This window comes from uncultured Thermosynechococcus sp. (genome assembly GCF_937958135.1).
In the GTDB taxonomy this organism is placed as follows: Bacteria; Cyanobacteriota; Cyanobacteriia; order Thermosynechococcales; family Thermosynechococcaceae; genus Thermosynechococcus.
The window spans coordinates 1-26,044 of sequence record NZ_CALGOG010000022.1 but is presented as its reverse complement, the minus strand read 5'-3'; the positions used below and the strand labels follow the sequence as shown (position 1 = coordinate 26,044).

The 26,044-nt window shown below is 53.8% G+C and carries 28 protein-coding genes and 1 tRNA gene; 14 read left to right on the top strand and 15 right to left on the bottom strand.

Translation table 11 applies throughout. From position 1 onward, the window contains the following. The coding region (locus Q0711_RS03270; protein ID WP_298614511.1) for a CHASE2 domain-containing protein at window positions 1-1,933 on the bottom strand (1,933 nt) is incomplete at its 3' end. Here Q0711_RS03270 and Q0711_RS03265 point away from each other — a divergent pair. The 3 genes from Q0711_RS03265 to Q0711_RS03255 all read left to right on the top strand — a co-directional run bounded on the left by Q0711_RS03265 (window position 1,932) and on the right by Q0711_RS03255 (window position 4,072). After that, window positions 1,932-2,066 carry a hypothetical protein gene (locus Q0711_RS03265; protein WP_298614513.1) on the top strand — a complete coding sequence of 45 codons (135 nt, stop codon included), beginning with the start codon at window positions 1,932-1,934 and terminating at the stop codon, window positions 2,064-2,066. The two genes, Q0711_RS03270 and Q0711_RS03265, sit on opposite strands and share 2 nt — an antisense overlap. 71 nt (window positions 2,067-2,137) lie before the next feature. Next, window positions 2,138-3,133, top strand: a complete 996-nt coding sequence (gene chlG, locus Q0711_RS03260) for a chlorophyll synthase ChlG (RefSeq protein WP_298614515.1) — start codon at window positions 2,138-2,140, stop codon at window positions 3,131-3,133. Window positions 3,134-3,142: 9 nt separating this feature from the next. Beyond that, entirely contained in the window at window positions 3,143-4,072 is a 930-nt protein-coding gene (locus Q0711_RS03255) for an RluA family pseudouridine synthase (RefSeq protein WP_298617922.1), read from the top strand. On the opposite strand, the gene Q0711_RS03250 is transcribed toward Q0711_RS03255, so the two are convergent. Together Q0711_RS03250 and Q0711_RS03245 are read right to left on the bottom strand one after the other, a co-directional pair. Next, on the bottom strand, window positions 4,069-4,830 hold the full coding sequence (locus Q0711_RS03250; RefSeq protein ID WP_298614519.1) for a hypothetical protein: 762 nt from the start codon (window positions 4,828-4,830) through the stop codon (window positions 4,069-4,071). The genes Q0711_RS03255 and Q0711_RS03250 overlap by 4 nt on opposite strands. A gap of 24 nt (window positions 4,831-4,854) precedes the next feature. Beyond that, a tRNA-Ala gene (locus Q0711_RS03245) sits at window positions 4,855-4,927 on the bottom strand. A 171-nt stretch (window positions 4,928-5,098) separates the two neighbouring features. Between Q0711_RS03245 and Q0711_RS03240 the strand changes: the two genes are divergently transcribed. Then, complete coding sequence (locus Q0711_RS03240; RefSeq protein WP_298614522.1) at window positions 5,099-6,436, top strand: PrsW family glutamic-type intramembrane protease; 1,338 nt, start codon at window positions 5,099-5,101, stop codon at window positions 6,434-6,436. Here the strand turns inward: Q0711_RS03240 and hisH are convergent. Continuing rightward, the gene (gene hisH / locus Q0711_RS03235; protein ID WP_298614540.1) at window positions 6,433-7,077 is read right to left on the bottom strand and encodes an imidazole glycerol phosphate synthase subunit HisH; all 645 of its coding nucleotides are present in this window, start codon (window positions 7,075-7,077) and stop codon (window positions 6,433-6,435) included. The two genes, Q0711_RS03240 and hisH, sit on opposite strands and share 4 nt — an antisense overlap. A gap of 27 nt (window positions 7,078-7,104) precedes the next feature. Further along, the gene (locus Q0711_RS03230) at window positions 7,105-7,716 is read right to left on the bottom strand and encodes a cation diffusion facilitator family transporter (protein ID WP_299041560.1); all 612 of its coding nucleotides are present in this window, start codon (window positions 7,714-7,716) and stop codon (window positions 7,105-7,107) included. 81 nt (window positions 7,717-7,797) lie between these two features. Here Q0711_RS03230 and fumC point away from each other — a divergent pair, with 81 nt between their 5' ends. Next, a complete protein-coding gene (gene fumC, locus Q0711_RS03225) occupies window positions 7,798-9,201 on the top strand; it encodes a class II fumarate hydratase (RefSeq protein WP_299041558.1) in 1,404 nt (467 codons plus the stop codon). On the opposite strand, the gene Q0711_RS03220 is transcribed toward fumC, so the two are convergent. From Q0711_RS03220 to psbB, 4 genes are all read right to left on the bottom strand, one after another. Continuing rightward, the gene (locus Q0711_RS03220; RefSeq protein ID WP_298614528.1) at window positions 9,129-10,418 is read right to left on the bottom strand and encodes a dihydroorotase; all 1,290 of its coding nucleotides are present in this window, start codon (window positions 10,416-10,418) and stop codon (window positions 9,129-9,131) included. The two genes, fumC and Q0711_RS03220, sit on opposite strands and share 73 nt — an antisense overlap. Window positions 10,419-10,421: 3 nt before the next feature. Beyond that, window positions 10,422-11,828 carry a histidine phosphatase family protein gene (locus tag Q0711_RS03215; RefSeq protein ID WP_298617920.1) on the bottom strand — a complete coding sequence of 469 codons (1,407 nt, stop codon included), beginning with the start codon at window positions 11,826-11,828 and terminating at the stop codon, window positions 10,422-10,424. A 139-nt stretch (window positions 11,829-11,967) separates the two neighbouring features. After that, window positions 11,968-12,066, bottom strand: a complete 99-nt coding sequence (locus Q0711_RS03210; RefSeq protein ID WP_011057371.1) for a photosystem II reaction center protein T — start codon at window positions 12,064-12,066, stop codon at window positions 11,968-11,970. 19 nt (window positions 12,067-12,085) lie between these two features. Next, a complete protein-coding gene (gene psbB / locus Q0711_RS03205) occupies window positions 12,086-13,618 on the bottom strand; it encodes a photosystem II chlorophyll-binding protein CP47 (RefSeq protein WP_298614533.1) in 1,533 nt (510 codons plus the stop codon). A gap of 189 nt (window positions 13,619-13,807) precedes the next feature. Between psbB and Q0711_RS03200 the strand changes: the two genes are divergently transcribed. After that, window positions 13,808-14,134, top strand: coding sequence for a 2Fe-2S iron-sulfur cluster-binding protein (locus tag Q0711_RS03200; RefSeq protein ID WP_298614535.1), 327 nt, complete (start codon window positions 13,808-13,810; stop codon window positions 14,132-14,134). A gap of 24 nt (window positions 14,135-14,158) precedes the next feature. Here Q0711_RS03200 and Q0711_RS03195 read toward each other — a convergent pair whose 3' ends face one another. From Q0711_RS03195 to Q0711_RS03185, 3 genes are read right to left on the bottom strand one after another with little or no spacing between them, the layout of a single operon-like run. Further along, the gene (locus Q0711_RS03195) at window positions 14,159-15,295 is read right to left on the bottom strand and encodes a DUF4350 domain-containing protein (protein ID WP_298614538.1); all 1,137 of its coding nucleotides are present in this window, start codon (window positions 15,293-15,295) and stop codon (window positions 14,159-14,161) included. Then, window positions 15,292-15,900, bottom strand: coding sequence for a DUF4129 domain-containing protein (locus tag Q0711_RS03190; RefSeq protein WP_298976214.1), 609 nt, complete (start codon window positions 15,898-15,900; stop codon window positions 15,292-15,294). The genes Q0711_RS03195 and Q0711_RS03190 overlap by 4 nt, the downstream gene beginning before the upstream one ends. A gap of 15 nt (window positions 15,901-15,915) precedes the next feature. Next, on the bottom strand, window positions 15,916-16,770 hold the full coding sequence (locus tag Q0711_RS03185; protein ID WP_298611703.1) for a universal stress protein: 855 nt from the start codon (window positions 16,768-16,770) through the stop codon (window positions 15,916-15,918). A 282-nt stretch (window positions 16,771-17,052) separates the two neighbouring features. Here Q0711_RS03185 and Q0711_RS03180 point away from each other — a divergent pair, with 282 nt between their 5' ends. Genes Q0711_RS03180 through Q0711_RS03170 form a run of 3 tightly spaced genes read left to right on the top strand, consistent with a single transcriptional unit; the run spans window position 17,053 to window position 18,359 of the window. Continuing rightward, on the top strand, window positions 17,053-17,574 hold the full coding sequence (locus Q0711_RS03180; protein WP_298611706.1) for a photosystem I assembly protein Ycf3: 522 nt from the start codon (window positions 17,053-17,055) through the stop codon (window positions 17,572-17,574). 12 nt (window positions 17,575-17,586) lie between these two features. Further along, window positions 17,587-17,880 carry an Asp-tRNA(Asn)/Glu-tRNA(Gln) amidotransferase subunit GatC gene (gene gatC, locus Q0711_RS03175; protein ID WP_298611709.1) on the top strand — a complete coding sequence of 98 codons (294 nt, stop codon included), beginning with the start codon at window positions 17,587-17,589 and terminating at the stop codon, window positions 17,878-17,880. Between the two features lie 8 nt (window positions 17,881-17,888). Then, window positions 17,889-18,359 (top strand): hypothetical protein, encoded by a 471-nt coding sequence (locus Q0711_RS03170; RefSeq protein WP_298611712.1) that lies wholly within the window; start codon window positions 17,889-17,891, stop codon window positions 18,357-18,359. A 226-nt stretch (window positions 18,360-18,585) separates the two neighbouring features. Here the strand turns inward: Q0711_RS03170 and folP are convergent, their stop codons facing one another. The 3 genes from folP to Q0711_RS03155 form a co-directional block, all read right to left on the bottom strand. Then, on the bottom strand, window positions 18,586-19,428 hold the full coding sequence (gene folP, locus Q0711_RS03165; protein ID WP_298611715.1) for a dihydropteroate synthase: 843 nt from the start codon (window positions 19,426-19,428) through the stop codon (window positions 18,586-18,588). Then, window positions 19,425-20,855 (bottom strand): MFS transporter, encoded by a 1,431-nt coding sequence (locus Q0711_RS03160; RefSeq protein ID WP_298611718.1) that lies wholly within the window; start codon window positions 20,853-20,855, stop codon window positions 19,425-19,427. Before Q0711_RS03160 ends, folP begins: the two co-directional genes overlap by 4 nt. 93 nt (window positions 20,856-20,948) lie before the next feature. Next, window positions 20,949-22,427: a phosphoglucomutase/phosphomannomutase family protein gene (locus Q0711_RS03155; RefSeq protein WP_299041554.1), complete on the bottom strand. Its 1,479-nt coding sequence runs from the start codon at window positions 22,425-22,427 to the stop codon at window positions 20,949-20,951. 190 nt (window positions 22,428-22,617) lie between these two features. Here Q0711_RS03155 and Q0711_RS03150 point away from each other — a divergent pair, with 190 nt between their 5' ends. From Q0711_RS03150 to cofG, 5 genes are all read left to right on the top strand, one after another. After that, window positions 22,618-23,217: a superoxide dismutase gene (locus Q0711_RS03150; RefSeq protein ID WP_299041552.1), complete on the top strand. Its 600-nt coding sequence runs from the start codon at window positions 22,618-22,620 to the stop codon at window positions 23,215-23,217. 195 nt (window positions 23,218-23,412) lie between these two features. Beyond that, the gene (locus tag Q0711_RS03145; RefSeq protein WP_298611241.1) at window positions 23,413-24,405 is read left to right on the top strand and encodes a CHAD domain-containing protein; all 993 of its coding nucleotides are present in this window, start codon (window positions 23,413-23,415) and stop codon (window positions 24,403-24,405) included. A gap of 118 nt (window positions 24,406-24,523) precedes the next feature. Next, complete coding sequence (locus Q0711_RS03140) at window positions 24,524-24,769, top strand: ferredoxin-thioredoxin reductase variable chain (RefSeq protein WP_298611243.1); 246 nt, start codon at window positions 24,524-24,526, stop codon at window positions 24,767-24,769. 11 nt (window positions 24,770-24,780) lie between these two features. Next, the gene (locus Q0711_RS03135) at window positions 24,781-25,020 is read left to right on the top strand and encodes a hypothetical protein (RefSeq protein ID WP_298611245.1); all 240 of its coding nucleotides are present in this window, start codon (window positions 24,781-24,783) and stop codon (window positions 25,018-25,020) included. A gap of 206 nt (window positions 25,021-25,226) precedes the next feature. After that, window positions 25,227-26,044 (top strand): 7,8-didemethyl-8-hydroxy-5-deazariboflavin synthase subunit CofG (cofG, locus tag Q0711_RS03130; protein ID WP_299041549.1); only part of this gene is annotated, 818 nt, incomplete at its 3' end.

Below are 26,044 nucleotides of genomic sequence, written 5' to 3'. Positions count from 1 at the left end.
GTGTAGGTAAGGGGTCAGGGTTGGACGGTTGTGTTTCCAGTAGGTCTGTTCGCGGAGCCTCTGGAATTGGCAATTGGGTTTCGGGCAAGTCCGCACTGGTGGTGAACTGGGTTGATGGTATCGAGATTGGTTCTGGGGGAGTCAGTGGCTGAGGAAGGGGAAGTTGTGTTTCAGGCAAATCGGCACCGGAGAGGCTAGGGGTCTCCCGGAGGGTTGTTAAGGCTTCGGGAACCGTTAGTTGGGTTTCCGCTGAATCAAGGCGCAGGGTCGGGGGTATTTCTGGGGGAGTTGTAGGAACCCCCCTCTGAGTTTCGGGAAGATCAACCTTCGTGGGTTCAGGAGCAGTCGTGGCAGTTTCTGGCAAATCTGTAGCGGCAGGTGCCGCCTCCTCAGCGTGAACCACTAAGAAGGTTTCCCTCTCGGTGATGGGCTGTGGTGCTGTCTCGCGAATTTCTGTGGGTGGAATTTGATCCACGACGGAGGTGAGGAGGGTGGGGGCCGTGTGGGGGTTATCCCCAGTGGCGGGGGGTGGGGTGGGTTCAACGGGGGTAAAGGGAATCGCCGTTTCAGGTTGCAGCACCGTTGCGTTGGCATCCGTCTCTAGGCGAGAGACTTCTGTTGGCGGGGTTTCGGGAATTTCCAAAATGGGGGCTGATTGGGGTGTGGTTGGTTGACCTACGCCTTCAGTAATGAACTCCAAGGGAGCAGCCGTTGGTGTAGAGGGGCTAGAGATAGCGCGGTAGCCCAGCAGCAAAACCGCAGCGCTGCCAAAGCCAACGAGAGGCGCAACTAAGGGAATCCAACTTCCCTGTAAAAAGAATAGAAAGGTGAGGCCACTTAAGCTCAATCCTCCGGCCACTAGCAGCGGCACAATCACCCAACGGTGTCCCTTGGCGATGATCAGGGCACCTAAGCCAGACCAAGCAAGAATCCAAAGGGCGATCGCCCCCTCTGGCCATGTCCCCATGGGAGAACGGTTATCGAGGGCCGCTGCCAGTAGATCTTCAAGGATGGCTGCTTGAACCAGTACACCGGGGGTAAGGCGGTTGGTTTGCCCCGGCAATGCCATTGGAATTAAAAACTTGTCGTTGCTGCTGCCAGTGAGGCCAATAAGTACGGCGCGATCGCGCACCTTCGAGGGCAGCACTTGACCTGTCAGCACCTCCCTTAGGGTGACTGTTTCATAGGGCTGGGTCGGGTGGGCATAGTTGATTAGGATTTGAAACCCTGCGGCATCTAGGTTGTTGTAGCCCCCCCAGTGGCTGGTTAAGGCCTGAAAATGAGCCGTTCCTAATTCAAGGCGGTTCTGAGTCACAGCTTGGGGATTCATCCCCAGAAAAACACGCGCCAAGGCCAGGGCAAAGGATTGAGGGGTAGAGCAGCGATCGCGAGCTTCTGGCCGGCTGGCGAGAATGGCACGGCGCACCACTCCATCCTCATCAATGGGAATGTCGGCAAACCCCACCTGCTCATTCGGCAGTCCAGCGGGAGGCGCAATTCCGGGATCTCCTTCGCTCCCTACTTTGCAGACAATGACGGTGTTGGGCTGGGTCATCATCACCCGTCCGAGGGAGGGTAGCACATCAGTGGGTGGTTTGAAGCGATCGGGAATCGGAAAATCCCGAAAAATATCAATGCCAATGACCTTGGGTTGATACTTTTGCAACTCATTGACGGCTTGAATGAGCACTTCGTCAGGAATCGGGTACTGCTTGAGGGCTTGAATGTCATCTTCAGTAATCTTGACAATCAGGAGTCGCTGAGATGTGGCCGGTGTCGATCGCCAGCGCAGCCATTGGTCATAGACTCTTAATTCCAAGGGTTCCAGCAGGCCGCCCAGCCGCAGGGCAAGGACGCCCACTGTGGCGATCGCAGTCGCAATGACCGCCGGTAAGGTGCGTTTAAGATGATCAGGGCTAGATACAGAGGTCATGGCACAATCTGGGGCTGTTCTGCTGACGCTGCAAGATTCTAAAAGCAGTTTTGCTTCTATCCTGACCTACGGCACCGGCGATCGGCAAATTGAGGCCCACAAGCTTTACAGCATTACATTCTTCTTGCTCTAGAGCAGGGGTTCCTCTAGAAGAAGGGGAAACGACTATAATCAGTGAGGTGATTGCTGAGCACAACAGGCGCTATGACGGAAATCCCCGATTCAACGACGACTTCAACATCCTCGGAAAGGACAACGGCAGCAGCACGTCAACTGCTGGGCATGAAAGGTGCCAAAAGCGGCGAGACCAATATCTGGAAAATTCGCCTGCAATTGATGAAGCCGATTACATGGATTCCCCTCATGTGGGGCGTCGTCTGTGGCGCTGCATCGTCGGGAGGATTTACTTGGAGTCTGGAGGATGTGCTCAAGGCAGCCACCTGCATGCTGCTATCGGGGCCTTTGATGGCCGGCTATACGCAAACGCTCAATGACTACTACGATCGCGAGATTGATGCGATTAATGAGCCTTACCGCCCGATTCCCTCCGGGGCAATTTCCCTCAATCAAGTGCGGGCACAGATTATTGTTTTGCTTCTTGCAGGCTTAGGTCTCGCTGTCTTACTGGATCTGTGGGCCAATCATCCCACATTCCCCGTGACCAAAATTGCTTTGCTTGGGGGCTTTTTGGCCTATATTTATTCTGCACCGCCTCTGAAATTGAAAAAGAATGGTTGGCTTGGTAATTATGCCTTGGGGGCAAGCTATATTGCGTTGCCATGGTGGGCAGGCCATGCGCTTTTTGGTGAATTGACGCCGACAATTGTAATTTTGACGTTGATTTATAGTCTGGCGGGCTTGGGCATTGCCATTGTCAACGACTTCAAAAGTGTTGAGGGCGATCGCCAACTGGGCTTGGCGTCACTGCCGGTAATGTTTGGCGTCACGACCGCCGCATGGATTTGTGTCTTGATGATTGACATTTTCCAATTGGGAATTGCGGGCTACTTAATGGCAATTCATGCCAATCTCTACGCAGTGCTCCTAATTTTGCTGATTATTCCCCAAATTGTGTTTCAGGATATGTACTTCCTGCGGGATCCCGTAAAAAATGACGTAAAGTACCAAGCCAGTGCCCAGCCCTTTTTAGTCCTAGGCATGTTGGTGGTGGGTTTAGCCCTTGGCCGGACAGCGGTGTAATTGGAGGGAATGACGACAGCGCTGACCTTTCGGGTAGAAAAGGGGGGCGATCGCCTCGATACATTCCTTGCCCAGCAGCATTCTCAACTCTCGCGATCGCGCTGGCAGCAATTGATCCAACAAGGACATGTACGCCTCAATGGCCAAGTGTGCAATCGCAAAAATCAACCCCTCAGTGGCGGTGATGTGCTGGAGGTGGTGCTGCCTGAGCCAAAGCCGCTGGAGGTGGTTCCCGAACCCCTACCCCTAAGTATTCTCTACGAGGATGAAGAACTGCTCATCCTCAATAAACCCGTGGATTTGGTGGTTCATCCTGCTCCCGGTCATAGCCACGGTACGCTAGTTCATGGTTTATTGGCTCACTGTCCGGATTTGACGGGGATTGGGGGTGTCCAGCGGCCGGGCATTGTGCACCGCTTAGACAAAGACACCTCTGGGGTTATGGTTGTCGCCAAAACGGAGTTCGCGCTGCAACATCTACAACAACAATTGAAAACGCGACAAATGCAGCGCCACTACTTGGGGGTGGTCTATGGCCAGCCTCCCCAAGAAATGGGGACTGTAAGCACTCCAATTGGGCGTCATCCGGTGGATCGCAAAAAGATGGCAGTGGTGCCCCCGGAAAAAGGCCGCCTCGCCATTACCCACTGGCATGTGAAGGAACGGTTTCGCCACTGTGCCCTTGTGGAGTTTCGCCTTGAAACCGGTCGTACCCATCAAATTCGGGTTCATGCTGCCCACTTGGGGTGGCCGCTGTTGGGAGATCCCCTCTATGGCCGAGGTACCCCCCTGAAAGTGAAGCTTCCCGGCCAAGCCCTCCATGCCTATTACCTGCGGTTGCAGCATCCGCGGACAGGGAAAGAAGTGGTCGCGATCGCCCCCTTGCCAGAGCATCTAGAAAAATTATTGCGCATATTGCGCCAGAATACCGCTCCCTAAGGTTGCGGCAAATCAAACATCAAGAGCTTTGCCAGTAAGCCCACTGTGGCAACCAAGAGTGCCACGAGAAATCCCCATAGGCGCGCATCCGTTCCCGCTTGGCGTTTAGAGATATCCTGCAACGTCGCTTCAATGGTGGTGATCCGTTGTCCCAGTTGCGCCTCCACTCCTTTAATTTGCTGCTCTAACTTCGTTTCAAGAGCACTGATCTGCTGCTCTAACTTAAACTCAAGGGCTTTGATTTGCTGCTCCAATTTTGATTCAACAGCACTAATCCGCTGTTCAAGAATTTTGATTTGCTGCTCTAGCTTTGATTCAACAGTACTAATTCGCTGTTCAAGAGTCTTGATTTGCTGCTCTAGCTTTGATTCAACGGCACTAATCCGCTGTTCTAATCGAGACTCAACGGTCTGAATTTGCTGTTCTAATCTTGATTCCACCGCATTGATCCGCTGCTCTAGTTTTGCTTCAACGGCATGAATCTGCTGCTCTAGTTTTGCTTCAACAGCATGAATCTGCTGCTCTAGCTTGCCTTCAACGGCATGAATTTGCTGCTCTAGCTTGCCTTCAACACCATGAATCTGCTGCTCTAGCTTACCTTCAACGGCATCAATTTTTTCTTCAAGGCGTTGAAAGCGCTCAGTTGTGGTGGCAATGTGGATGTCTAGCTTTTTATCAATTTGCTGAATGCTATTCTGGATGCCTTGAATAGACTCCAGGACTTGACTCAATTCAGACTGGGCCGCTGACTCATTCATGGATTAGGGGAGGGTTCACTTCTATGGAGCTAAGCGGATTCGAACCGCTGACCCCTTCAATGCCATTGAAGTGCTCTACCAACTGAGCTATAGCCCCGAATCAGCAGATTTTTATTCTTGCGCAAAGTGCTACTTTTGTCAACTCTGTCCCCCAGAGCAAAGGCATTCAAGTTTTCCGCTCACTTCCCTTCCAGCGATCGCCCTGTTGATCAAAGGAAGTATCAAGCGCTCAGTGTATAGTGGGTGTGAGTGCTGAGCAGGTAGGACTTTGGGATTTTTGCCCTCCCCCTTGCAGTGGATTCGGGTACTAATGAATCGCGATCGCTCCCCCCTCAATTCAAGGTTGAAGTATGCAGGTGTACTGCGGCAAATTTCCCCTGAAACGGCGCAATTTTGGCTCTCCCAAGAAGATGTGACAATTATTGGCCGTGATCCTGAGACTTGCCACATTGTCCTTGACGCTCACATTTATACTTCTGTTTCCCGCCACCACGCCCAACTTACCTGTCAAAAGCGCGGCAGTATTCCTGTGTGGGCGATCGCCGACCTGGGGAGTGTCAATGGTACCTATGTCAACCAACGGCGAGTGAAGACATTAACCCCGCTCAATGCCGGCGATCACATTCAATTGGGACGCCAAGGCCCTGAATTTGTCTTAGAGTATCTGCCCCTCACCGAAGTTGTGACCACCCAGCCTGATCAACCCCTCACCCTCACCCAACTCCTGCCTATTTTTGCAATCAATCCCGACTGGGTGCACAAAGCTTATCTTTTACCCGGCATTGTTACTGTTGTTGCAGTCATCTTGCTGTTTGCCACTGCTGGTTCCCCTGAGGCCTTCAAGGTAATCTTGGCACTCTATTTGGGCAGTGCTGCCTATTACTTTATCTATCAACTTTGTGGCAAACGCAAACCTCTATGGGTGCTCCTAGGGACGTTGACCCTGGAAATTTTAATTCTCCAAAGCCCGATTTTGCCGACGATGATCTATTTCTTCCGCACAATCTTACCCGGCCAACTGCATCCGCCCCATGCCTCATTTTGGGTCTTATTCAGCCACAACTTCATTGGCGCCGGGTTAATGGAAGAGTTACTCAAGGCATTGCCAATTGCTGTGGCCTACGGGTTGGGGCGATGGCTACCGAGTCCATGGAAACAAAAGGTGGGGGTATGGGAACCCCTTGATGGCATTCTCTTGGGAGCCGCTGCCGGCCTTGGGTTTACTTGGACAGAAACCCTTGGGCAGTACGTCCCGAGTATTGCCGGTCAATTTGGTCATTTAGCCGGTCTGCAAGTGCTGATTCCACGGGTCTTGGGATCCCTCACAGGGCACATGGCCTACACGGGCTATTTGGGCTATTGTGCGGGATTGAGCGTGTTGCGCCCTCGTCGGGCACCCTTGATTTTGGCGGTTGGACTGGGTTTAGCGGCTTTTTTGCATGCCCTTTGGAATACGGCTGCTGTCCGTTTTGGGCCGATGGGACTAGCCGCGGTGGGAATTTTGGCCTATGTGTTGCTCACCGCCGCTATTTTGAAAGCGCGACAACTCTCTCCCACGCGATCGCAAAACTTTGCCACGCGCTTTTATGGTTATCGGGAGGGCTAGTGCCAAGGGGAGGGCTGCTGCACAAAAGTAACAAAATTACGCAGTACTTGCAAACCAATCTTGCCCGACTTTTCGGGGTGAAATTGACAGGCAAAGACATGGTTGTGGGCGATCGCAGCGGTTACGGTTTGCTGACCATGAGTTACCGTTGCGGCCACTAACGCTGGCTCATCGGGGGCAACAAAATAGGAGTGGACAAAATACACCCAAGGGGTGGGCGGTAAATCTTGCCAAAGGGGACAGCCAGATTGCGTTAGGATGAGCTGGTTCCAGCCCATGTGGGGTATTGTGAGGCCGGGTTCAGACTGAAAGCGTTTGACTTGGCCGGCAAAAATACTGAGGCCGGCTTCTGTTCCTTCTTCACTGCATTCAAAAAGCACTTGCAGGCCAAGGCAAATCCCCAAGAAGGGCATTCCTTGCTGAATCAGTTGGTGAAGAACCGGCACCAGCTCCCGCTCGTGGAGATGAGTCATGGCCGGGTCAAAGGCACCCACGCCGGGGAGTACCACAGCATCGGCGGCAAAAATCTCACTGGGGCGATCGCTGACCAAGGGCCTTGCCCCCACCACATCAAGGGCTTTGCTAACAGAATGCAGGTTGCCCATATCGTAGTCAATGATAGCGATCGCTGGTGCGCCCACAGGAGATGTCTCCAAAAGTCACCCCACTTATTCTACAGGGGTGTTCATCACAGCTTGCCTTGCCTCTTGCACGATGCGAATCCCTCCCCAGAGCACAAGGCTGGCGATGCCAAACCCCACAATCAAGTCAGGATAGGGAGACTGAAAGAGGGCAACCAGCCCGCCGGCGGCAATCACACTGACATTGGCAATCACGTCATTTTGGGTAAAAATCCAACTGGCACGCATGTGCACTTCCCCCCACCGATGTTTGGCAATTCGGTAAAGGCAGTAGCCATTGGCCACGAGTCCTAGGAGGGCGATCCCTATCATCCAATCGGCCTCTGGTGCACTACCTGCTATAAAGCGACGGATCACATCCCCCAAAATTAAAACTGCAAGGGTCATCTGAAACAGACCACTCAGACCTGCCGCACGGGTTTTCTGCTTTGGAGAACGCCCCACGGCATAGAGGGAAAGCCCATAGACGAGAGCATCGGCCAGCATATCGAGGGAATCCGCAATCAACGCTGTGGAATGGGCAAGAATACCGCTCCCCAACTCCACCAGAAACATCCCTAAATTCACAAGAAGTACAATGCGCAGGGTTTTGCGCTCCGCTTCATTTTTTGCTTCAATATGGCAACCACAGTCGGACATTTAGTGTCCCCAAATACTTCTAGGATATTATTCGGAACCTCGCAGCTTACAGCGTCCCACTCCTTAGTTTGATGGATCTCAATGACGAGGCAAACTCGCTTAGAATACGATTCCTTGGGTGCCATTGAAGTCCCCGCAGACTGCTACTGGGGAGCACAAACGGCACGTTCGCTGAAGTATTTTCCCATTGGTGGTCTGCGGATGCCCCTAGAGGTGATCCATGCCATGGCACGGGTCAAGAAAGCAGCGGCGATCGCCAACCGCGATCTGGGGGTGTTAGCACCTGACAAAGCGGCATGGATTATTCAAGCTGCCACGGAGGTCATCGAGGGACGCTGGGATGATCAGTTTCCCCTCTCCATCTGGCAGACGGGCAGCGGTACTCAAACCAATATGAATGTCAATGAGGTGATTGCCAACCGTGCCATTGAACTGGCAGGAGGGATCAAGGGGAGCAAAACGCCAATTCACCCCAATGATCATGTGAACTGTAGCCAATCCTCCAATGACACGTTTCCAACGGCGATGCATGTGGCCGCGGTCATAAAACTGCACGAGCAACTGTTGCCCATGCTGCGACGCCTCTTGGGGGTGTTGCAGGAAAAAGTGACGGCTTTTGCGGAGATTATTAAAATTGGGCGCACCCACCTGATGGATGCAGTGCCCCTCACCCTTGGCCAAGAATTTTCTGGTTACGCCAGTCAAATTGCGGCCTGCCAAAGCCACATTGAATACGTCCTGCAACATTTATATCCTCTTGCTATTGGCGCTACAGCAGTGGGTACGGGTCTCAATGCGCCCCCCGGCTTTGGCGATCGCGTGGCCGCCGAATTGGCCCAAATGACGGGGTATCCCTTTTGTAGGGCAGAGAATCCTTTTGCCGCCCTTGCCGCCCATGATCCCTTGGTGATGCTCAGTGGTGCCTTAAAAACCTTAGCAGCAGCAATGATGAAAATGGCCAACGATATTCGCTGGTTGGCCTCTGGTCCGCGCTGTGGGATCGGGGAACTCATTTTGCCTGCCAATGAGCCGGGGTCGTCCATTATGCCGGGGAAGGTGAATCCCACCCAATGTGAAGCCCTGACAATGGTCTGTGTGCAGGTAATGGGCAATGATGCGGCGGTCGGCATTGCCGGCAGTCAAGGGAATTTTGAACTCAATGTTTTTAAGCCCCTCATCATTTACAATGTGCTGCACGCAATTGAACTTCTCAGTGACGCGGGGCAAGCTTTTACAGAGTTTTGCTTGGCGGGCATTGAACCCAATCGGGAGCAAATTCAAACTCACTTGGAGCGATCGCTCATGTTGGTGACGGCCTTGAACCCCCACATTGGCTACGACAGGGCGGCAGCAGTGGCCCAAAAGGCCTACAGGGAAGGCAAGACCCTCAAGGCAGCGGCGCTGGAATTGGGCTACCTCACGGCTGAGGAGTTTGATCGGTGGGTGCGGCCAGAGCTGATGCTGGGCGAGAAGGGCACCAGTTGACCCCGCACCGACTGCTCCCAAAATGGGGTATTACCGGCGCGCGATCGCAGGCTTTGCCGCGTCACTGTCCAACTCACAGTTGGATCAAAAAGAATAAAGTTGCGACTGTTCAGTTCGAGGCGGGGTGGCTCCACGCCCAAAATTCGTGCGGGTGCCGTACTGAGGGCATGCCAAAGTTCAAGGGCACTCAAGTATTCCTTGGCAACGAGTTCCTGCCACAGGACAGGGAGGGCTAATTCGAGACCAATGGCGCCGGGGAGCGCCTCCGCAAAGGAAACCATTTTCTCTTCATAGAGGAGAGGAGTATGGTCAATGGCGATCGCCTCAATTACCCCTGTTCTAACTCCCTCAATCAGGGCTTGGCGATCGCTGGCCGTTCCCAGAGGGGGAGCAAGGCGGAGATTCGGATCGTAACCGGCTAAATCCTCAACCGTAAAGAGCAAATGTAACCACGACACACTGGCGCTGACGTGGGCAGGCTTCTCCTTAGCTAGAATCTCCACACTGCGGGCTGTTGAGAGGCGCATGAGGTGCAGCGGCGTTGAGACCGTGCGTGCCAGTTCTAAGATTGCCAGGAGGGGAATTGTTTCACAGCAGACGGGTTGCTCCACCAATCCCAAACGAGTGGCTGCCCCACTTTGCCGCGCCACCCCATTGCCCGCTAAGGCCGGGTCAAAGGGCCAAAGAGCCACGGGTTTCCCTAGGGGCTGGAGATAGGTCAGTGCCCGCTGCACCAAGGACCAGTGGGTCAACCCTCGGTCATCGCAAAAGCCGACCACGCCACTGGCGGCCAGTTCCGCTAAATCCGTTAGTGCTGTGCCCCTACAGCCTTGGGTGAGGGCGCCCCAAACTCGTACCTGTGCCCAGGCGGTGGTGGGAATCTGCTGCTGCAGCGCTTGCCAAACAGCGGGATGATCAATGGTGGGGTCTGTGGTGGGCAAAAGGGTTAAATGCTGCACCCCACCGGCAGCTGCCGCTGCTAAGAGACTCTCTAGGGTTTCTCGCGTTTCGTAGCCCGGCTGGCCACTGTGGCTGTAGAGATCCACCAAGGGCGGCGCTAAAATCCAATTGCTGGCCGGGAGGATTTCCGCGTCAGCGGGCACCGCTTGGGGCGCGATCGCCACCAGTTGATCATTGTCTAGCAGCACATCCGCGCGCCAATCTTGGCGGTTGACGGGATCCAGCAGCCGCACCTGTTGTAACAGTCGCCACACCATCGCCTACAAGGCTCCCGCCGCGGTTCGATCCAGCACACCCCCCAAGTGGGTAGTAATATTCACTGCCTGCAAGCGTGGCAGACCTCCCATGAGGGGATAGTCAATCACCGTAACGCTGCCATTCCCCTGCTTAAAGAGCCAGAAGTTTTCAATGCCGAGGCCAAGGATGTGGCAAAGCAGAACCTTATTGGTGGCATCGTGAGCCACAACCAAGACATTGTGGGGGGTGGGGGCATGGGTTTTCCAGCGCCTAATCCATTTTTCCCATGCCCTGACCACGCGATCGCGCACCTGTTCGAGGTTTTCCCCATTGGGCATTTGCACAAGGGCAGGGGTTGTCCGCCAGCGTTGCAATTCCCCTGGATAGGCTGCCTCCACCTCTGGTTCAAACTTACCCTCCCAATCGCCATGGCTAATCTCGGCAAGGGCAGGCTCTAGATCTAGCATCACACTAGGGTGGTACTGCAAAATTGCCAAAGCGGTATCCTTAGGCCGCAGGAGCGGACTACTCAACGCATGGTGGAAGGGCACCTCCTTGAGGAACTCGGCCACCGCTGCCGCTTGGGCACGGCCCGTCTCATTGAGGGGCACATCAATTTGCCCTTGAAAGCGTCCTTGGCGATTCCAGTCCGTTTCACCATGGCGGACAAGAAAGATACGCAGCGTTTGCTCCTTAAAGCGGGGCTGGGGAAAGGGATCATGGAGATGGCTAGTGAGATTGAGGGCTTCCAGTTGCGCCGGTTGTCGCAAGCCATTGCTGAAATTTAAGACACTGATGCCGCCATTCGCCTGCTGGAGCCGCAGATAGCCCTTAACCCCCAAGCCGAGACCGGTGCAAATCAGGGCACGATTCATGCCGCTGTGGCCAACAATGAGAATCGTTTCGTTTTCGTGAGCCGCCAGCAGGGCTTCCAAAACCATGCCCGCGCGATCGTAGAGATCCAATAGCGGGAAAAATTCCTTGGTTTGGCCACTTTCCGTGGTGATTTTCATCATCAAGGTTTCTGGAGCCTCTTGCCAGCGGCGATAGTCCTCTGGGAACCGTGCCTTCACTTCGGCAAAGGGCAAATCTTCCCACGCCGGCAGGGCAATCTCCTTGAGCAAATCTAGGGCTTGGGGGGACTGGAGTTCAGGGTCTTGCAGCTGGGCATGGATGCCCTCTGCCGTCGCCTTTGCCCGTCTGAGGGGACTGGTGTAAATCTTGCGGATGGGAATGCCCCGCAGGGCGAGACCCACTTGGGCTGCCATCCAATGACCACGCTCCGTGAGGGAAGAGGCATCACTGTGACCTTGCACCCGCTCTTGAACATTAAACGTGCTTTCACCGTGGCGGACAATAATGACTCGGGTACTCAGAGCTTTCTCCTTAGCGATTGACAGACAACAAGCTTGGCCGTCCCACCGTGCCATAAAGACTGTACCAGAAACCGTGGCTTCAGGAGCCAAAGATTCAGGAGGAATCAGGGGGCATCCTCCCCCTGAAAATCAAAAAACCGATCGCAGGGGCGATCGGCAAGCATTAAAGACCTATTTGGTGATGGGTCAGAGGCTACTTCTTGGTGATCCGAGGAGGCTCACGGAAGAAGATAGCAAAGAAGAACAGCGCGATAATGCAAGCAAAGATGAAAACGTAGGTGATGGTTTCCATAGTCGTCCCCTAGGAATGATTAGACCGCTTCTTTGCGACGGGTGGTGACATCGCCCACTTTTTGGTAGTAGCCCCATTCCACTTGCTCCGGCGATAGTTCTGGATCAATCCCAGAGAAGACATCGCGGAACAGGGTGCGGGCACCATGCCAAATGTGACCAAAGAAGAAGAGCAAGGCAAAGACGGCATGGGCAAAGGTAAACCAGCCACGGGGACTGGTGCGGAAAATCCCGTCGGAGTTGAGGGTTTCTTTGTCGAATTCAAAGATCTCACCGAAGATGGCCTTACGGGCATAGCTTTTGACGGTGGGCGGATCGGTGAAAGTTTGGCCGTTCAATTCACCGCCGTAGAAGCTGACGGTAACGCCTTGTTGCTCAAAGCTATACTTCGCCTCTGCACGACGGAAGGGAATGTCGGCTTTGACAACGCCATTTTTGTCGGTGAGGATGACGGGGAAGCTCTCAAAGAAGGCGGGCATCCGACGGACAAAGAGTTCCTCTCCCTCTTTGTTGCGGAAGACCGCATGGCCTTTCCAGGCTTGGGCAATCCCATCCCCTTTATTCATGGGGCCGGTACGGAACAGGCCACCCTTAGCGGGGTTATTGCCGATGTAATCGTAGAAGGCCAGTTTCTCCGGAATTGCCGACCAAGCCTCTTCAAGAGTGGCACCACTGGCAAGGGAAGCTTGCACGCGGCGGTTAATCTCCTGTTGGAAGTAGCCACTGTCCCACTGATAGCGAGTCGGACCAAAGAGTTCAATGGGTGTGGTGGCACTGCCATACCACATCGTGCCGGCAACCACAAAGGCAGCAAAGAAGACGGCGGCAATACTACTGGAGAGTACCGTTTCGATATTCCCCATACGCAGGGCTTTGTAAAGGCGTTGGGGTGGACGCACCAAGAGGTGGAATATGCCAGCAATAATCCCGACAATGCCTGCGGCAATATGGTGAGCAACCACACCACCGGGGTTGTAGGGGTTAAAGCCATCGGGTCCCCATTCGGGGGCAACAGGTTGAACACTGCCCGTCAAGCCATAGGGGTCAGAGACCCACATCCCAGGGCCAAAGAGACCCGTCAGGTGAAAAGCACCAAAACCAAAGCAGAGTAAACCGGCAAGGAACAGGTGAATGCCAAACATTTTCGGTAAGTCGAGAGCCGGCTCACCCGTGCGAGGATCGCGGAAGAGTTCGAGATCCCAATAGACCCAGTGCCAGCAGGCTGCCAAGAACAGCAAACCCGACAGCACGATGTGGGCTAGGGCAACCCCCTCAAAGCTCCAAAAACCGGGGTCAATCCCCGTTTCGCCGGTAATACTCCAACCGCTCCAAGAGCCTGTGACCCCCAACCGCGCCATGAAGGGCAACACAAACATTCCTTGCCGCCACATTGGGTTGAGAACTGGATCACTGGGATCAAAAATAGCTAGCTCATAAAGAGCCATCGACCCTGCCCAACCGGCGACCAATGCCGTGTGCATCAGGTGGGCCGCAATCAACCGCCCTGGATCATTGATCAGGACAGTGTGGACTCGATACCAGGGTAGTCCCATTGACTACGCTCCTCCTATACAAAAATTTAGCGTTTGCATGAACAAATTTTATTAAGCAGCCGGATCACGGTAACAACCGCCTCCCTCTTAAGAGTTTAACGGCCAATTTACCCGTAACTTCAGCTACGGTTGGGCAGTTTTTCTGCCAAAATGAGAATGTATTAAGAATAGTAACTAGCGTAGGTTCCTATGGCAAGCAAAGCTGAATTTGTGGCCACAAATATTAAGTTTGTTAACGAAAACAAAGAAATTATTGCTGCCAACGGCGCGAATCTGCGCTTAAAAGCAATGGAAGCGGGAGTTGACCTCTATACCCTCAAGGGCAAGCTCTTTAATTGCGGGGGCTATGGCCAGTGTGGCACGTGCATTGTTGAGATTGTCGAGGGCATGGAAAATCTCTCCCCCCGCACGCCAGTGGAAGAGCGCAAGCTCCGTCGTAAGCCAGAGAATTATCGCTTGGCTTGCCAAACTCTTGTCTATGGATCAGTGGGTGTGAAGACAAAGCCTAAGGGCTAGACCGTGAATTCTTACTTAGGCCAATCAGGTAGCTGTTTTCAGAGCCTGCAGGACACTGGCGGCCTGCTTTAGCCAGCGGAGTAACTGAGAATCATCAACGGTGGGGATGACGCCGAGGAGGTCGTGAAGGTCTTCAGGCGATCGCCCCGTGGCTGCTTGCCACGCTTGAATGAGTTCTGCATCCTTAGGAGGAGGGTGACGATTGATAGCAAGGCCGAGTTGGCCGGCTAAATCGTAGCGGAGCCGATCTTGCAGCTGTTTCAAGACAAACTGCCGCTGCTGCGCCCGCTGAAGAACGCCTGCGAGGGCTTCAATGTAGGCGGCACTGTTACTCGAGACGGGTTCTTTTTCTAAAAAGAGTGAACCAAAGCGTTGGCTTTGTTGCCATAGCAGGAAGAAGAACAAGAGGACTAACTGCAACCCCACAGCCAACCAAGGGGTACGACTGAAGTAATCGAAGAGAGTCTGAGGTACGGTGCCCCTTGCCACATCCTCTGGCGTGCGCTGGCGATAGCCGTGGAGCCATTCATCAAAGTAAATGGTTGCCCCCGGTTTGACGACCTCCTGCAAGAGCTGAGCCACAATGGCAAAGTTGGCAAGACCCGTTTCGCCGCCATAGGCATTGGCCACTAACCAAGGATAGACGCCAAGGATGCGCTGTTCATGATTGGGGGGACTATGGGAGCGTCTAAGATAGACAATCCAACCGTAATCATCGGCAAGGAGGGGGCGATCGCCCTGCCGGACGGGAACGCGGCGGCGCGTTTCAACTAACACATTGCCTTGAGGCATGGAGAGCCGTGTCTCAAAGGGGGCGGCTGTGGGTTCCCCATGCCAGTAGAAGCGCACCAGCGTATTGCCCTGAGCCAGCCACTCCACAAGGGGCGGTGGCCAACCAATGGGACGACCACTGATTTGAAGGAGAATGTGCCCTTTGCTCTTGAGGTTGTTGAGGTTGTCATAGTTCCGCTGCCAGCGCTCCACCCGAAACCCCTGCTGCTCTAGGTAGGCATAAAATTGCTGCGTGCCCCAAGAAGAGGAATCGAAGGAGGAGCCAGCGCGGCTGCTGGGTGCCACCACCAGACTCAGGAGGCCGACCACTAACAGTACAAGGAGAGCGAGGCCAGGGAAAAATTCCTGCCGACGGTTGATCGCGATCATTGCTGGCCTCCCCGCAGGAAGGGTTCCACTTCAAAATAGGCGGCTTGACAAGTGGCTAGGGTTTCGGCGTCCACTGCCTCGGCACCATAGTAACTGCGACTGTGAACTTGAAAGAGGTGCTGGATACTCCGCCGTACGGCGGGCGATCGCTCCCCCAGTTGAAAGAGCCGCTCCAATTCCCGCAGGTAGTCGCCATTGGTGCAATGGGGCTGAAGCCGCAGCCAGCCCGCCTCCTGCAACCGATAGAGCAAAGCCATATAAAGGGCACGGCAGGCTCCCCGGTAGTCCCCCGCCAATTGTAGATTTTGGGCAAGTTCCAGCCATTCCCCCACGGCCTTGGGGCGCTCCCCAAGGGTAGAAATGAGTCTTGTTGAAGGGGAAGGCGATCGCCTTTGCCACCATCGCCACACCCTGCGCCCTAGGAAATACAGGGCGAATCCAAGGCTAACAAGGAGAACCCCCTGAAAGAACCCGCGTAGCCATGGGGAGGACTCCCCAAATGGTTCCTGCCGGCGAAAGAGTTGCAGCAAGGTGTACTCAAGGGCTTCACTCCATTGTCGCCACTGGCGATCGCCCTGCCAGCGCAGATCCTCAAAAAAGGTCACTGCCGCCAGATCCGACTACGCCTCCAATTGTCGCACAAAGAGCACGGGGCACTCGGCATAGACCCGCACATAGTCTGAAAGGGAGGTACCCAAAAGACGATCTAAGTCGGGCAAACTGCGGGCGATTGAGGGACGCCGATCTGGGGAGCCAAGAACCAGAAGATCGGCATTGGTGTCGCCAGCAATGCGGCAAATCTCTTCACCGGGTTTGCCTGTGGTCAGCACGCACTGGTACTCTACCCCCCGTTGTTTGGCCACGGTGGCAGCTTGCGCCAGAATCGGGTCTTTCTCAGCAGCAGTACTGGGGGTATCGGCATGGCCTTTAGGGTCTGGATTCACATGGGCAAGAATGAGTTTGCCGCCTTTGACCCCCTCGATGAGGCGTACCGCTAAATCCAAAGAGGCTTTGGCGGCTGCAGAATTATTGAGCGCCACCATGATGCGATTGATTTTCTTCACATAGAGGTCATCCCGTACCAGCAGCATAGGCCGAGAGGAAAGCTGGAACACATACTGGCTGACGGAGTTTTCCAAAATGGATTGCAAGCGTTTGAGTCCTCGCGAGCCCATAATGATGAGGTCGGCATTGATTTCATCGGCCACCTGTAACACGGTATCTTTGGGATCCCCTTCCCGCAGCATGGTATTGACGCTAATCACAGGGTCAAGGTGCAGGCGGGCCACAGCTTCCGCTAGGAGTTTGGCACCCGCTTGACGTTGTTCGGCCATCTCCTCGGCGGTAATTTTCGGTGGAATCACGTGCAAAACGGTGACGGCAGCCCGTTGAATCGCTGGCAACTCCATCAGCGATTTGAGCATTTGTTCGGATTGTCCAGTTCCTGAGTCTGCCAATAGAATATTTTCAATCATAAATCTTAAACTCCCAACCTCTGCTGAGCATCACGGCCCCGACGGCCACTCCAGTCCTTTTCAGGAGGGATGGCACACGCTGAAAACAGCCAAAACTGCTGTAGCACAGGAGCATCTCCCTTTTGTGTTCGCCATCTTCGTAGAAAAGGGCTGTATGACAATCTTAGGCCTGGGCTAGGGGCTTGTTGGCGAAACGCTACAAATCTTATAGGCATTGGCGAGAAGTACGCTCTCTAGTGGTGCTTTTGATACACTAGGCAAGAGATCGTTCAAGGAAGCTCTATGCCGCGATCGCAACGGAACGACAACTTCATTGACAAAACCTTTACGGTCATGGCTGACCTCATTCTTAAGATCTTGCCCACCAGTGCACAGTCAAAAACCGCCTTTGCCTATTACCGCGATGGCATGTCTGCCCAAGCAGATGGAGAATACGCCGAGGCGTTAGAAAATTACCAAGCAGCCCTTGAACTGGAAGAGGATCCCAACGATCGCAGCTATATTCTCTACAACATTGGCCTCATCCATGCCAGCAATGGCGATCATGAAAAGGCACTGGAGTATTATCACCAAGCCCTTGAACTCAATCCCCGCATGCCCCAAGCCCTCAATAACATTGCTGTGATCTACCACTATTTGGGAACACAGGCCGAAGAGCAGCAGCGCTCCGAGGAAGCGGAGCAATTCTTTGATCGCGCCGCAGAGTACTGGAAACAGGCAATTCAACTGGCTCCCAATAACTACATCGAGGCGCAAAACTGGCTGAAGACCACAGGTCGCTCCAATATTGATGTTTACTTTTAAGCAAGAATTGACATGGCAACTAAAGTGATTACGGCAGAGGACGTGCGCAAGGTGGCTCATTTAGCGCGCTTGGCCATTGATGAAAGCGAAATTGCAGCCCTGACGGAGCAATTGGATAGCATTCTGGAGTATGTGAATCAACTCAGTGCTCTAGATGTCACAGAGGTGCCGCCAACAACGCGTGCAATTGAGGTGAGCAACGTCACCCGTCCCGATCGGTTGGAGCCGTGGCCCAATCGCGAAGATTTGCTGGCGATCGCCCCCGATCGCGAGGAGGATTTCTTCCGCGTCCCCAAAATCATGTAGAGTAGGCTGTGCGGCGGCGTCAACTTCACCACCTACAACTGGACTTATTTCCTTTCCTTTCAGTCTTGGCCTGTACCCTTGGTACTTTAATCCTCCTAGTGGTGGTGATTAGTGCTAGCAGTCTGGGACGAGAACGCACCAATGTGCAAATTTTGGCACGGGAAAATGCCCAGAATAGCGAACGCACTCCGCGCTATCTAGAGTGCCGCCGCGAAGGGGTCATCCTCCATCCCCAACGAGTCCTTGTGAAGACAGCCGATCTGGCGAAGCCCACTTCGGTACTTGGCAGGTTATTGGCCAATCTCAGTCGCCGGCGGGATCGTGAGTACATTATTATTGCCGTGCGCCCCGATGGCTTTGAGTGCTTTGAGGAAGTGCGCCATCAGGCAGAACAGGCAGGGGTAGCTCTAGGCTATGAACCCTTCAATGCGGAGTGGGAACTCTGTGTGCCTGCGCCGGGGCGCAGCAATTGCCCCTAAGAGTATATTTCCAATATGGGCACCGGTGTAGCTGCGGGGTTGGCACAGTTACCGATTGCCAGTGCTGTTCCAGCTAGCACAATTACCGGTGGGCTGGGCATTGACAGTGGCTTTTAGTTGGGGCAGCAACGCCGCGAACAGATCCCTCTGGGTCTGAGTCCCTCTCTGGAGGAGATTACAAGTCTTTTTCTCATCGCAATCGGTGCCTTCACTGGTTTGAATCCCCCTAGGGCGATCGCCAAAGCAGGTCAGCCATCCGACACACCTGCGCCATAGCCGCCACATCATGGACGCGCACCATATCTACTCCTTGGGCCACAGCATGGCAGCAGACGGCTGCGGTACCCCACACGCGATCTTTAGGATGGGGTAGATTCAGGACATCGCCAATAAAGCGTTTGCGCGACGGGCCAATTAAAAGGGGATAGCCAAGGTCTCGAAACCGATGTAGCTCCCTCAGCAGTGTGAGGTTCTGGGGCGTGGTCTTAGCAAAGCCAATGCCGGGATCAATCATCAAGTGTTCTGGAGCAATGCCACTGGCGATCGCCCGCTGGGTTTGTTCTTGAAAATAGCGGAGTAAGTCGCCAATTAAATCGTCATAGTCGGTCAATTGCTGCATAGTCGCTGGGGTTCCCCGCCGATGCATGAGAATGTAGGGCACCCCCAATGCAGCGACCGTCGCAAACATCTCGGCATCCGCTTGCCCCCCTGAGACATCGTTGACAATGTTGGCCCCTGCTTCCACCGCTGCCCGGGCAACCAGCGCATGGGTCGTGTCAATGGAGATGGGAATCGGGGACTGCTGACGGATGCCCTCAATGACAGGCACCACCCGCGCCAACTCCGCACTAATGGGAACTTCACTGGCGCCAGGACGGGTGGACTCACCGCCCACATCAATGACATCAGCGCCGGCGGCCACCATTTCTAAGGCATGGGCAATGGCACTGGCGGGATTAAAAAAATCCCCACCGTCGCTAAAACTATCGGGGGTGATATTCAAGATGCCCATGATGTAGGTGCGCTCTCCCCAAATGAGGGCGCGATCGCCCACGTACCAGCCTTTCATGCACCAGTTTCTCCTTGTCGTTTCGCCTGCAGTCGGAAAAGAATTTCCTGGTGGACCGGTTGAGTAATGGGATAGAGGTAAGCCAAGACCATGCCAAGGATGAGAAAAAAGGTCGGCAGCGGTCCAATGGCAATGCGGATGGCCAAAAGTGCCGAGGCAGGCTGAATAGGTCGCGGTTCACCGCCAATAGTGGGGAGATACCCTGCCCACTGTAGCGCCTGACCCACAAGAAACAGCGCCAGGGCAAGACCCACTTTTTGTAACAGTACCATAAAGCCATAGAAGATACCTTCCCGCCGCTGGCCGCTGTTGAGTTCGTCCAGATCAATGACATCGGGGAGCATTGACCAGGGGACAAGATAGGCCGTTGAAACCCCAAACCCCGCCAGAATTGCGCAGACATAGACCAGTGCTGTCTGCCCCGGCTGTAGCAAAAACAGCCCTGCCTGAGCAATGATCCACAATGTCATACCCATGGAATAGACGGCCTTCTTGCCTAGGCGGCGACTCACCGCACTCCAAACAAAGAGCATCCCCATTGCCGTAGATTGAACCACAAGTGCCACCTGCGTATATTCAGCGGGAGACATTTGCAACCAATCGCCAATAAAAAAGGGAATCAGGGAAGCTGTAATTTGCACTGCTAACCAAGAGCAGAGGTAAATCCCCATGACCAGCAAGAAGGGACGATTGTGAAAGACTAAGCGCAATTGCGTTCTCAGGGGTAAGCGGCTTTGGCAACGGCTAGGGGTATGCTGTTCAAACTCGCGCACGCGCTGTTGGGTTCCCCACACACACCAGTAAATAGGGAGTACCGAGAATGCCGCGGCAATCCCCCCGAGGACAATATATTGGGTTGGTGGCTCCTGAATGACTTGGAAGAGAAGTTGTGCCAGCAGTAACGCACCAATGCTGCCCCCAATGGAAAAGGCAAAGCGAAAACTATTGAGACTGGTGCGTTCGTTGTAGTCCTCAGTGAGTTCTGCTGTCAGGGCACTGTAGGGCAGGTTCACAGCAGTATAAAACGTGTTAAACAGGATGCCCATGATGGTGTAATAGGCAAACAGGAGCGTTTGATCCGTTGTCGGTACCCACCAGTTCAAGAAAAAACAGACGCCAAAAGGAATGGCTGCTGAGATCATCCAGATGTGGCGGCGTCCCCACCTACCCCTGGGGGTGCGATCGCTCAAGTAGCCGATGATTGGGTCGTTGATGGCATCCCAGATTTTGCCGATCATCAGCACGCTTCCTGCGAGGCCGGCACTGAGTCCAGCCACGTTTGTCAGGAACACCATCAAGAAAAACACCTGCAAGTTGGCGGTAATAGCAGTTCCAAGATCGCCGGCACCGAAGGCCAGTTTAGTCCAAAAGGGGAGGGGGGCACGGACACTGGCGGCGGAACTTTCGCTGGAGGGATCTGCTGACATTAGGATTTTTCCACTATTGGGAGATGAGGATTGGGATTCTTTTTGAGCGTGCTTTCCACAGTTGTTGCTAAGCAACCCGCCGGGGTAGAGGCACTAACTAACCACTGAAACTGCCCATTGACTTGCCCATTCTAAAATGCGGTGCACCTCTTCAGGGGTTCTCCCCTGGCAGTAGAGGCGGAGCAGGGGTTCAGTGCCACTAAAGCGAATCAGCAACCAACTGCCATTGGCGAGATGAAATTTGTAGCCGTCAACAGTGTCCCAATGGCTGACGGGCATATCCAAAATCTGGGTGAAGGGATGCTCGGCAAGTGTCGTCGCAAGTTTTTGCCGCTGCGCCGAGGAGGCAAGGGTGAGATCAAGGCGATCGTAGGCACTGTAAAAGTTTGTCATTTTCTGCAAGTGCTGATAGTATTCCCCTACGCTCAACCCCGAGGTTACCAAGGCTTGCAGGAGGTACAGAGCTGAAAGGAATGCATCCCGTTCAGGAATATGGTGGCCATAGCCAATCCCACCGGATTCTTCTCCCCCTAAGAGGATGGTTTCTCCAGCAAGCATGCGATCGCCAATGTACTTGAAGCCAATGGGCGTTTCAATTACAGGCAACCCATGGTGAGCGGCCACCCGCGCCACCAGATCCGAACTGCTAATGGATTTGATCACGGCTCCTCGGTAGGGACTGTGCTGTGCCAGATGATCAATCAAAATGGGAATGATTTCTTGGGCAGTGTACAGCACCCCCTCGCCATCAATCACCGCCAAGCGATCGGCATCGCCGTCGAAAACTAGGCAGACAGTGGGAATTGTGCTCTGTTGTTGCCGCAGTTGCTCTTGGGTTGCGGCTAAATACCGGCCAATCGGTTCAGGGGCACCGCCGCCAAAGAGAGGGTCGCGATCGCGCCGCAATTCCTGTATCGGGACTTCCAATAACCGCTCTAGTCCCCCTGCGGCCACCCCATGCATGACATCAGCACACACCTGCAGCTTGCCCGTGGCGATCGCCTCCCGAAGTGGCGCCAGATCAACATGACTGCGCAAAGCTGCACAATAGCTCGGCCAGGGATCAAAGACTTGATAGTCCGTTTTTGCTTCACGCACCAATGGTGGGTCTCCCTGAGCCAACTGTGCTTCGATAGTTTGGGTGACGGTTGTTGGGACTGAACCGCCAAAGGCGCCCTTCACTTTGAGTCCTGCATAGATAGCGGGATTGTGACTTGCCGTAATCACTAAGCCACCAATTGCTCCCGCTGCTTTGACTGCCCAGCTAAAGGCGGGGGTGGGTGCTGCACAACTAGAAAGCCACACCTCGTAGCCTTGGCTGATCAGTAGTTGGGCAACGGCTGCCGCAAACTGTTCCGCCAAAAATCGGCGATCGTAGCCCACAATGATTCGAGGTTCTGCGTCCTTGCCATAGGTGTGATGGAGCACTGCCGCCGCTGCCTTCGCAGCTCGTAGCAAACGGTTAAAGGTAAATTCGGCACCAATAATGCCCCGCCAACCATCCGTACCAAAACGAATGGGGGCATCCTCAGGAATCAAAACCTGATCTAGGCGAAGGACGGAATCAACCATAGAGCGCAAAACTCAAAACCCCTCTGAACATATCATGCAGTTGTGCAGCCCTTTTCCGAAGTGGAAATGAGGGTGATATAATTATTGCGAATTGTTAATTAGGCGATGGGCACTGCTGCTAAGTGCCTTTTGGAATAATTGACCTCTAGTCGCCTAGACCTGCATCACCTTTAGAGAGGTATAGAACACTATGGCATTTGTACAAGAACCCCTTCCCTTTGATCCGGGTGCCCTTGAACCCTATGGGATGTCTGCGAAAACTTTAGAATTTCACTATGGCAAGCACCATAAAGCCTACGTGGACAACCTCAATAAACTTACCCAAGATACCGAACTGGCTGACAAATCCCTTGAAGATGTTATTCGCATAACCTATGGCGATGCAGCCAAAGTGGGCATTTTCAACAATGCCGCGCAAGTGTGGAATCACACCTTCTTCTGGAATAGCCTCAAGCCCGGTGGTGGTGCCCCCACAGGAGATGTAGCGGCTCGCATCAACAGTGCTTTTGGTAGCTATGACGAGTTCAAGTCCCAGTTCAAAAATGCGGCTGCTACTCAATTTGGCAGCGGCTGGGCTTGGTTGGTGCTCGAAGCTGGTACGCTGAAAGTCACCAAAACCCCCAATGCGGAAAATCCACTGGTTCATGGTCAAGTGCCTCTGCTGACCCTTGACGTGTGGGAGCACGCCTATTATCTCGACTACCAAAACCGTCGTCCCGACTTCATTGATAACTTCCTCAACCAACTGGTGAATTGGGACTTTGTTGCCAAAAATCTAGCGGCTGCCTAAGATTTCTCACCTTAATTTGCTACTACTGTATGACTCCACTAATCCCCGTTCTCCTTGAGCGGGGTTTTTGTTGCCAAATCGTGAGTCAGCCACAGCCCTCCAACATGGTTAAGTTAAAATTAAGATAAGAGTAAGTTTGGTTAATCAACGTTAATTTAGTAGTGGTATTTCTTTGGGCGCTGAGCAGGGGGGCTGATGGAAACCCTAGGGCATGTCGCGTACGCCGCTTTTGAAAAGTACTACCGCAAAATTAGCAAACATGAGCCGGGGGTGATTCGCGATCGCGATGTTGAGGCAATTCACCAGATGCGGGTGGGTCTGCGTCGCCTGCGAACGGCTCTGGAAGTGTTTTGCAACACAGTGCGGTTGCCCAAGGGGGTGTCAATTCAGCGGGTGCGCTCGATCGCGGGCAGTCTCAGTCCCGTGCGGGATTTAGATGTCATGATGCTGGCGCTCAAGGAGCAGTATTACCCTCATCTGCCTCGCCCTGAGCAACAACAACTGGCAAAACTAATTAAGAAACTTGAAAAACAACGCACAGAACTGCTGCAAAAAGCCCTCCAACTGCTGCGGAGCGATCGCTATCGCAAATTGCAACAGGGGCTAGAAGAATGGCTAGCTGCTCCTCAATATCGTGAGGTTGCCAACTTACCAACGGAACTGATTGCCCCAGATATTTTATTGCCTCTGGTGTGTCAACTGCTGCTGCATCCGGGGTGGCAAGTGGCGATTGAATGGCAGGGCGATCGCCCCGTCTTCCTTGCGGTTAGTAACCCGCCCCAGTGGCTGCAAACAGCAGGTGAAGATCTCCACGATCTCCGCAAGCAAACTAAGCGAGTCCGCTATCAGATGGAACTCTTTAGCAGTGTCTATGGAGATGCCTTCGCTAAACAGGTGGATGCCTTTGCTCAGTTGCAAGAACTCTTAGGTACACTTCACGATGGCGTTGTCCTCCATGATTTTTTCCGTACCCAACTCGGACTTAACCTCCGCCAAGCCTCTCCTTGCCTTGCAGAAATGATTGCCCTTGAGCAGACACGCCAGTGGCAAACTTGGCGCTGTGTCCAGCAGGAATACCTCAGCCCCGAAAAACGCCATCAAGTGCGCTCCTTGCTGCTGATGCCAGTAATGACTATAAGCGGCAATGGCAACTCCCTCGGTCATCAGATCATCGGCTCTTCCAACTAACGGGATGCGCTCGCGATGGTAACAAATACTTTTCAATTGTCCTAGGGCGATCGCCCTTGGCGATCCGTATGCGACGATAAAAACAAAACCCCTGCCAGTCGAGGAGAACAACAAACGAATGAGCGTCATGGAACAACAAACCTTAAGTGTTGGTCTGCGGGTGCGCGTCAAGACCCCCACCGTGGTCTATCACCATCCTGAGCATCGTAACGAACCCTTTGACCTTCAGGGAATGGAAGGAGAAGTTTGCGCCATCCTCAACGACTGGCAAGGTCGTCCCATTAGCCCCAACTACCCAATTCAGGTGCGCTTTAGTCCCAAATTTATTGCCCATTTTCACCCCGACGAACTGGAAGTGATTTAGGTACGCTGTGTATGCCTCCCCGTTGGCCCCGTAAGCCCGATCGCCGTGATCCGCGCTATCGCCGCCTAGACGATCGCATGAATTTTGCCGTCCATGTTGCCCTTTTTGCTGCTTTTAATTCCGGTGGCTGGTTTTGGCATCAACTGCAACCCACGGCAGTGCCCTTTATGCCGACGGTAACGCTTATGTGGTTAACGTTGTTGGCAGGTCATGCCCTCTACGTCTTCGCGATCGCTCGTTATGCCGACTGAAACCAAGATCTTCTCCCTCGGCCATGGCTGTAACAACTGAAGGTAATCATCAAATGCGCGATTAAATTATCTGTTAACCATTTTATTTTTGATTTAATCCAGACATTCGGATTGATGGTAACCCTAACAATGGTGACTGTCGCCTCGGCAATAACCGTCTTGAACGCACTGGCCCTGAGATGAGGTCACTCTTTTGCTGGTCTGCTATGGGCGATCGCACAGTAACCTACAGTCCAGCCTTTACCCTTGTCCCCACCTACGAGTGCTTTAACCGCTGCACCTACTGTAACTTTCGCCGCGATATTGGCAGCAGCGGTTGGTTGAGTGTAGAGGCAGCAGCCAAACAACTTGCTTCTCTTGACCCCAAGCACGTGCGCGAAATCCTCATTCTCAGTGGCGAAGTTGCTCCCGATAGTCCTCAACGCTCCCAATGGTTGGAGCGTCTTTACGAGCTAGCCGCCTTAGCGTTGGATTATGGATTTTTGCCCCACACCAATGCCGGTCCCCTCAGTGGAGCAGAAATGGCCACTCTTAAGGCGGTGAATGCTTCGATGGGACTCATGCTAGAGCAATTGACCCCAAAACTATTGCACACTGTCCATCGCCATGCCCCCAGCAAAGACCCCCAACTGCGCTTGAGGCAACTGGAACAGGCAGGGGAACTAGGCATTCCCTTCACCACGGGGTTGCTCTTGGGGATTGGCGAAGAAACGCAGGACTGGGCAGAGACCCTCACTGCGATTGCTGAGTGCCATCGGCGTTGGGGACACATTCAGGAGGTTATTCTGCAACCCCACAGTCCCGGCCAGCAACAGGACGCAGCGTTGCCCCCCTTTGATCTGAGGCAATTACCGAACGTGGTACGGTTAGCGCGATCGCTCTTGCCCGAGGAGATTACCATTCAAATTCCGGCAAATCTCGTCACAGATCCAGAGGTCTTGCGGGCATGCCTAGAAGCCGGTGCTCGCGACTTGGGGGGCATCGTCCCCTTGGATCATGTCAATCCAGACTATCCCCATAGGGA

What these genes read in the sequence shown, in the direction of transcription:
- Q0711_RS03255 (WP_298617922.1), top strand. Translation starts at nt 3,143, where the DNA reads ATGACGACAGCGCTGACCTTTCGGGTAGAAAAGGGGGGCGATCGCCTC.
- Q0711_RS03180 (WP_298611706.1), top strand. Translation starts at nt 17,053, where the DNA reads ATGCCGCGATCGCAACGGAACGACAACTTCATTGACAAAACCTTTACG.
- psbB (WP_298614533.1), bottom strand. Translation starts at nt 13,618, where the DNA reads ATGGGACTACCCTGGTATCGAGTCCACACTGTCCTGATCAATGATCCA.
- Q0711_RS03195 (WP_298614538.1), bottom strand. Translation starts at nt 15,295, where the DNA reads ATGATCGCGATCAACCGTCGGCAGGAATTTTTCCCTGGCCTCGCTCTC.
- Q0711_RS03155 (WP_299041554.1), bottom strand. Translation starts at nt 22,427, where the DNA reads ATGGTTGATTCCGTCCTTCGCCTAGATCAGGTTTTGATTCCTGAGGAT.
- Q0711_RS03140 (WP_298611243.1), top strand. Translation starts at nt 24,524, where the DNA reads ATGAGCGTCATGGAACAACAAACCTTAAGTGTTGGTCTGCGGGTGCGC.
- Q0711_RS03215 (WP_298617920.1), bottom strand. Translation starts at nt 11,828, where the DNA reads ATGGCACGGTGGGACGGCCAAGCTTGTTGTCTGTCAATCGCTAAGGAG.
- Q0711_RS03145 (WP_298611241.1), top strand. Translation starts at nt 23,413, where the DNA reads ATGGAAACCCTAGGGCATGTCGCGTACGCCGCTTTTGAAAAGTACTAC.
- Q0711_RS03265 (WP_298614513.1), top strand. Translation starts at nt 1,932, where the DNA reads ATGGCACAATCTGGGGCTGTTCTGCTGACGCTGCAAGATTCTAAAAGC.
- Q0711_RS03210 (WP_011057371.1), bottom strand. Translation starts at nt 12,066, where the DNA reads ATGGAAACCATCACCTACGTTTTCATCTTTGCTTGCATTATCGCGCTG.
- fumC (WP_299041558.1), top strand. Translation starts at nt 7,798, where the DNA reads ATGACGAGGCAAACTCGCTTAGAATACGATTCCTTGGGTGCCATTGAA.
- Q0711_RS03135 (WP_298611245.1), top strand. Translation starts at nt 24,781, where the DNA reads ATGCCTCCCCGTTGGCCCCGTAAGCCCGATCGCCGTGATCCGCGCTAT.
- Q0711_RS03230 (WP_299041560.1), bottom strand. Translation starts at nt 7,716, where the DNA reads ATGTCCGACTGTGGTTGCCATATTGAAGCAAAAAATGAAGCGGAGCGC.
- Q0711_RS03200 (WP_298614535.1), top strand. Translation starts at nt 13,808, where the DNA reads ATGGCAAGCAAAGCTGAATTTGTGGCCACAAATATTAAGTTTGTTAAC.
- chlG (WP_298614515.1), top strand. Translation starts at nt 2,138, where the DNA reads ATGACGGAAATCCCCGATTCAACGACGACTTCAACATCCTCGGAAAGG.
- gatC (WP_298611709.1), top strand. Translation starts at nt 17,587, where the DNA reads ATGGCAACTAAAGTGATTACGGCAGAGGACGTGCGCAAGGTGGCTCAT.
- Q0711_RS03160 (WP_298611718.1), bottom strand. Translation starts at nt 20,855, where the DNA reads ATGTCAGCAGATCCCTCCAGCGAAAGTTCCGCCGCCAGTGTCCGTGCC.
- folP (WP_298611715.1), bottom strand. Translation starts at nt 19,428, where the DNA reads ATGAAAGGCTGGTACGTGGGCGATCGCGCCCTCATTTGGGGAGAGCGC.
- Q0711_RS03220 (WP_298614528.1), bottom strand. Translation starts at nt 10,418, where the DNA reads ATGGTGTGGCGACTGTTACAACAGGTGCGGCTGCTGGATCCCGTCAAC.
- Q0711_RS03185 (WP_298611703.1), bottom strand. Translation starts at nt 16,770, where the DNA reads ATGATTGAAAATATTCTATTGGCAGACTCAGGAACTGGACAATCCGAA.
- Q0711_RS03150 (WP_299041552.1), top strand. Translation starts at nt 22,618, where the DNA reads ATGGCATTTGTACAAGAACCCCTTCCCTTTGATCCGGGTGCCCTTGAA.
- Q0711_RS03250 (WP_298614519.1), bottom strand. Translation starts at nt 4,830, where the DNA reads ATGAATGAGTCAGCGGCCCAGTCTGAATTGAGTCAAGTCCTGGAGTCT.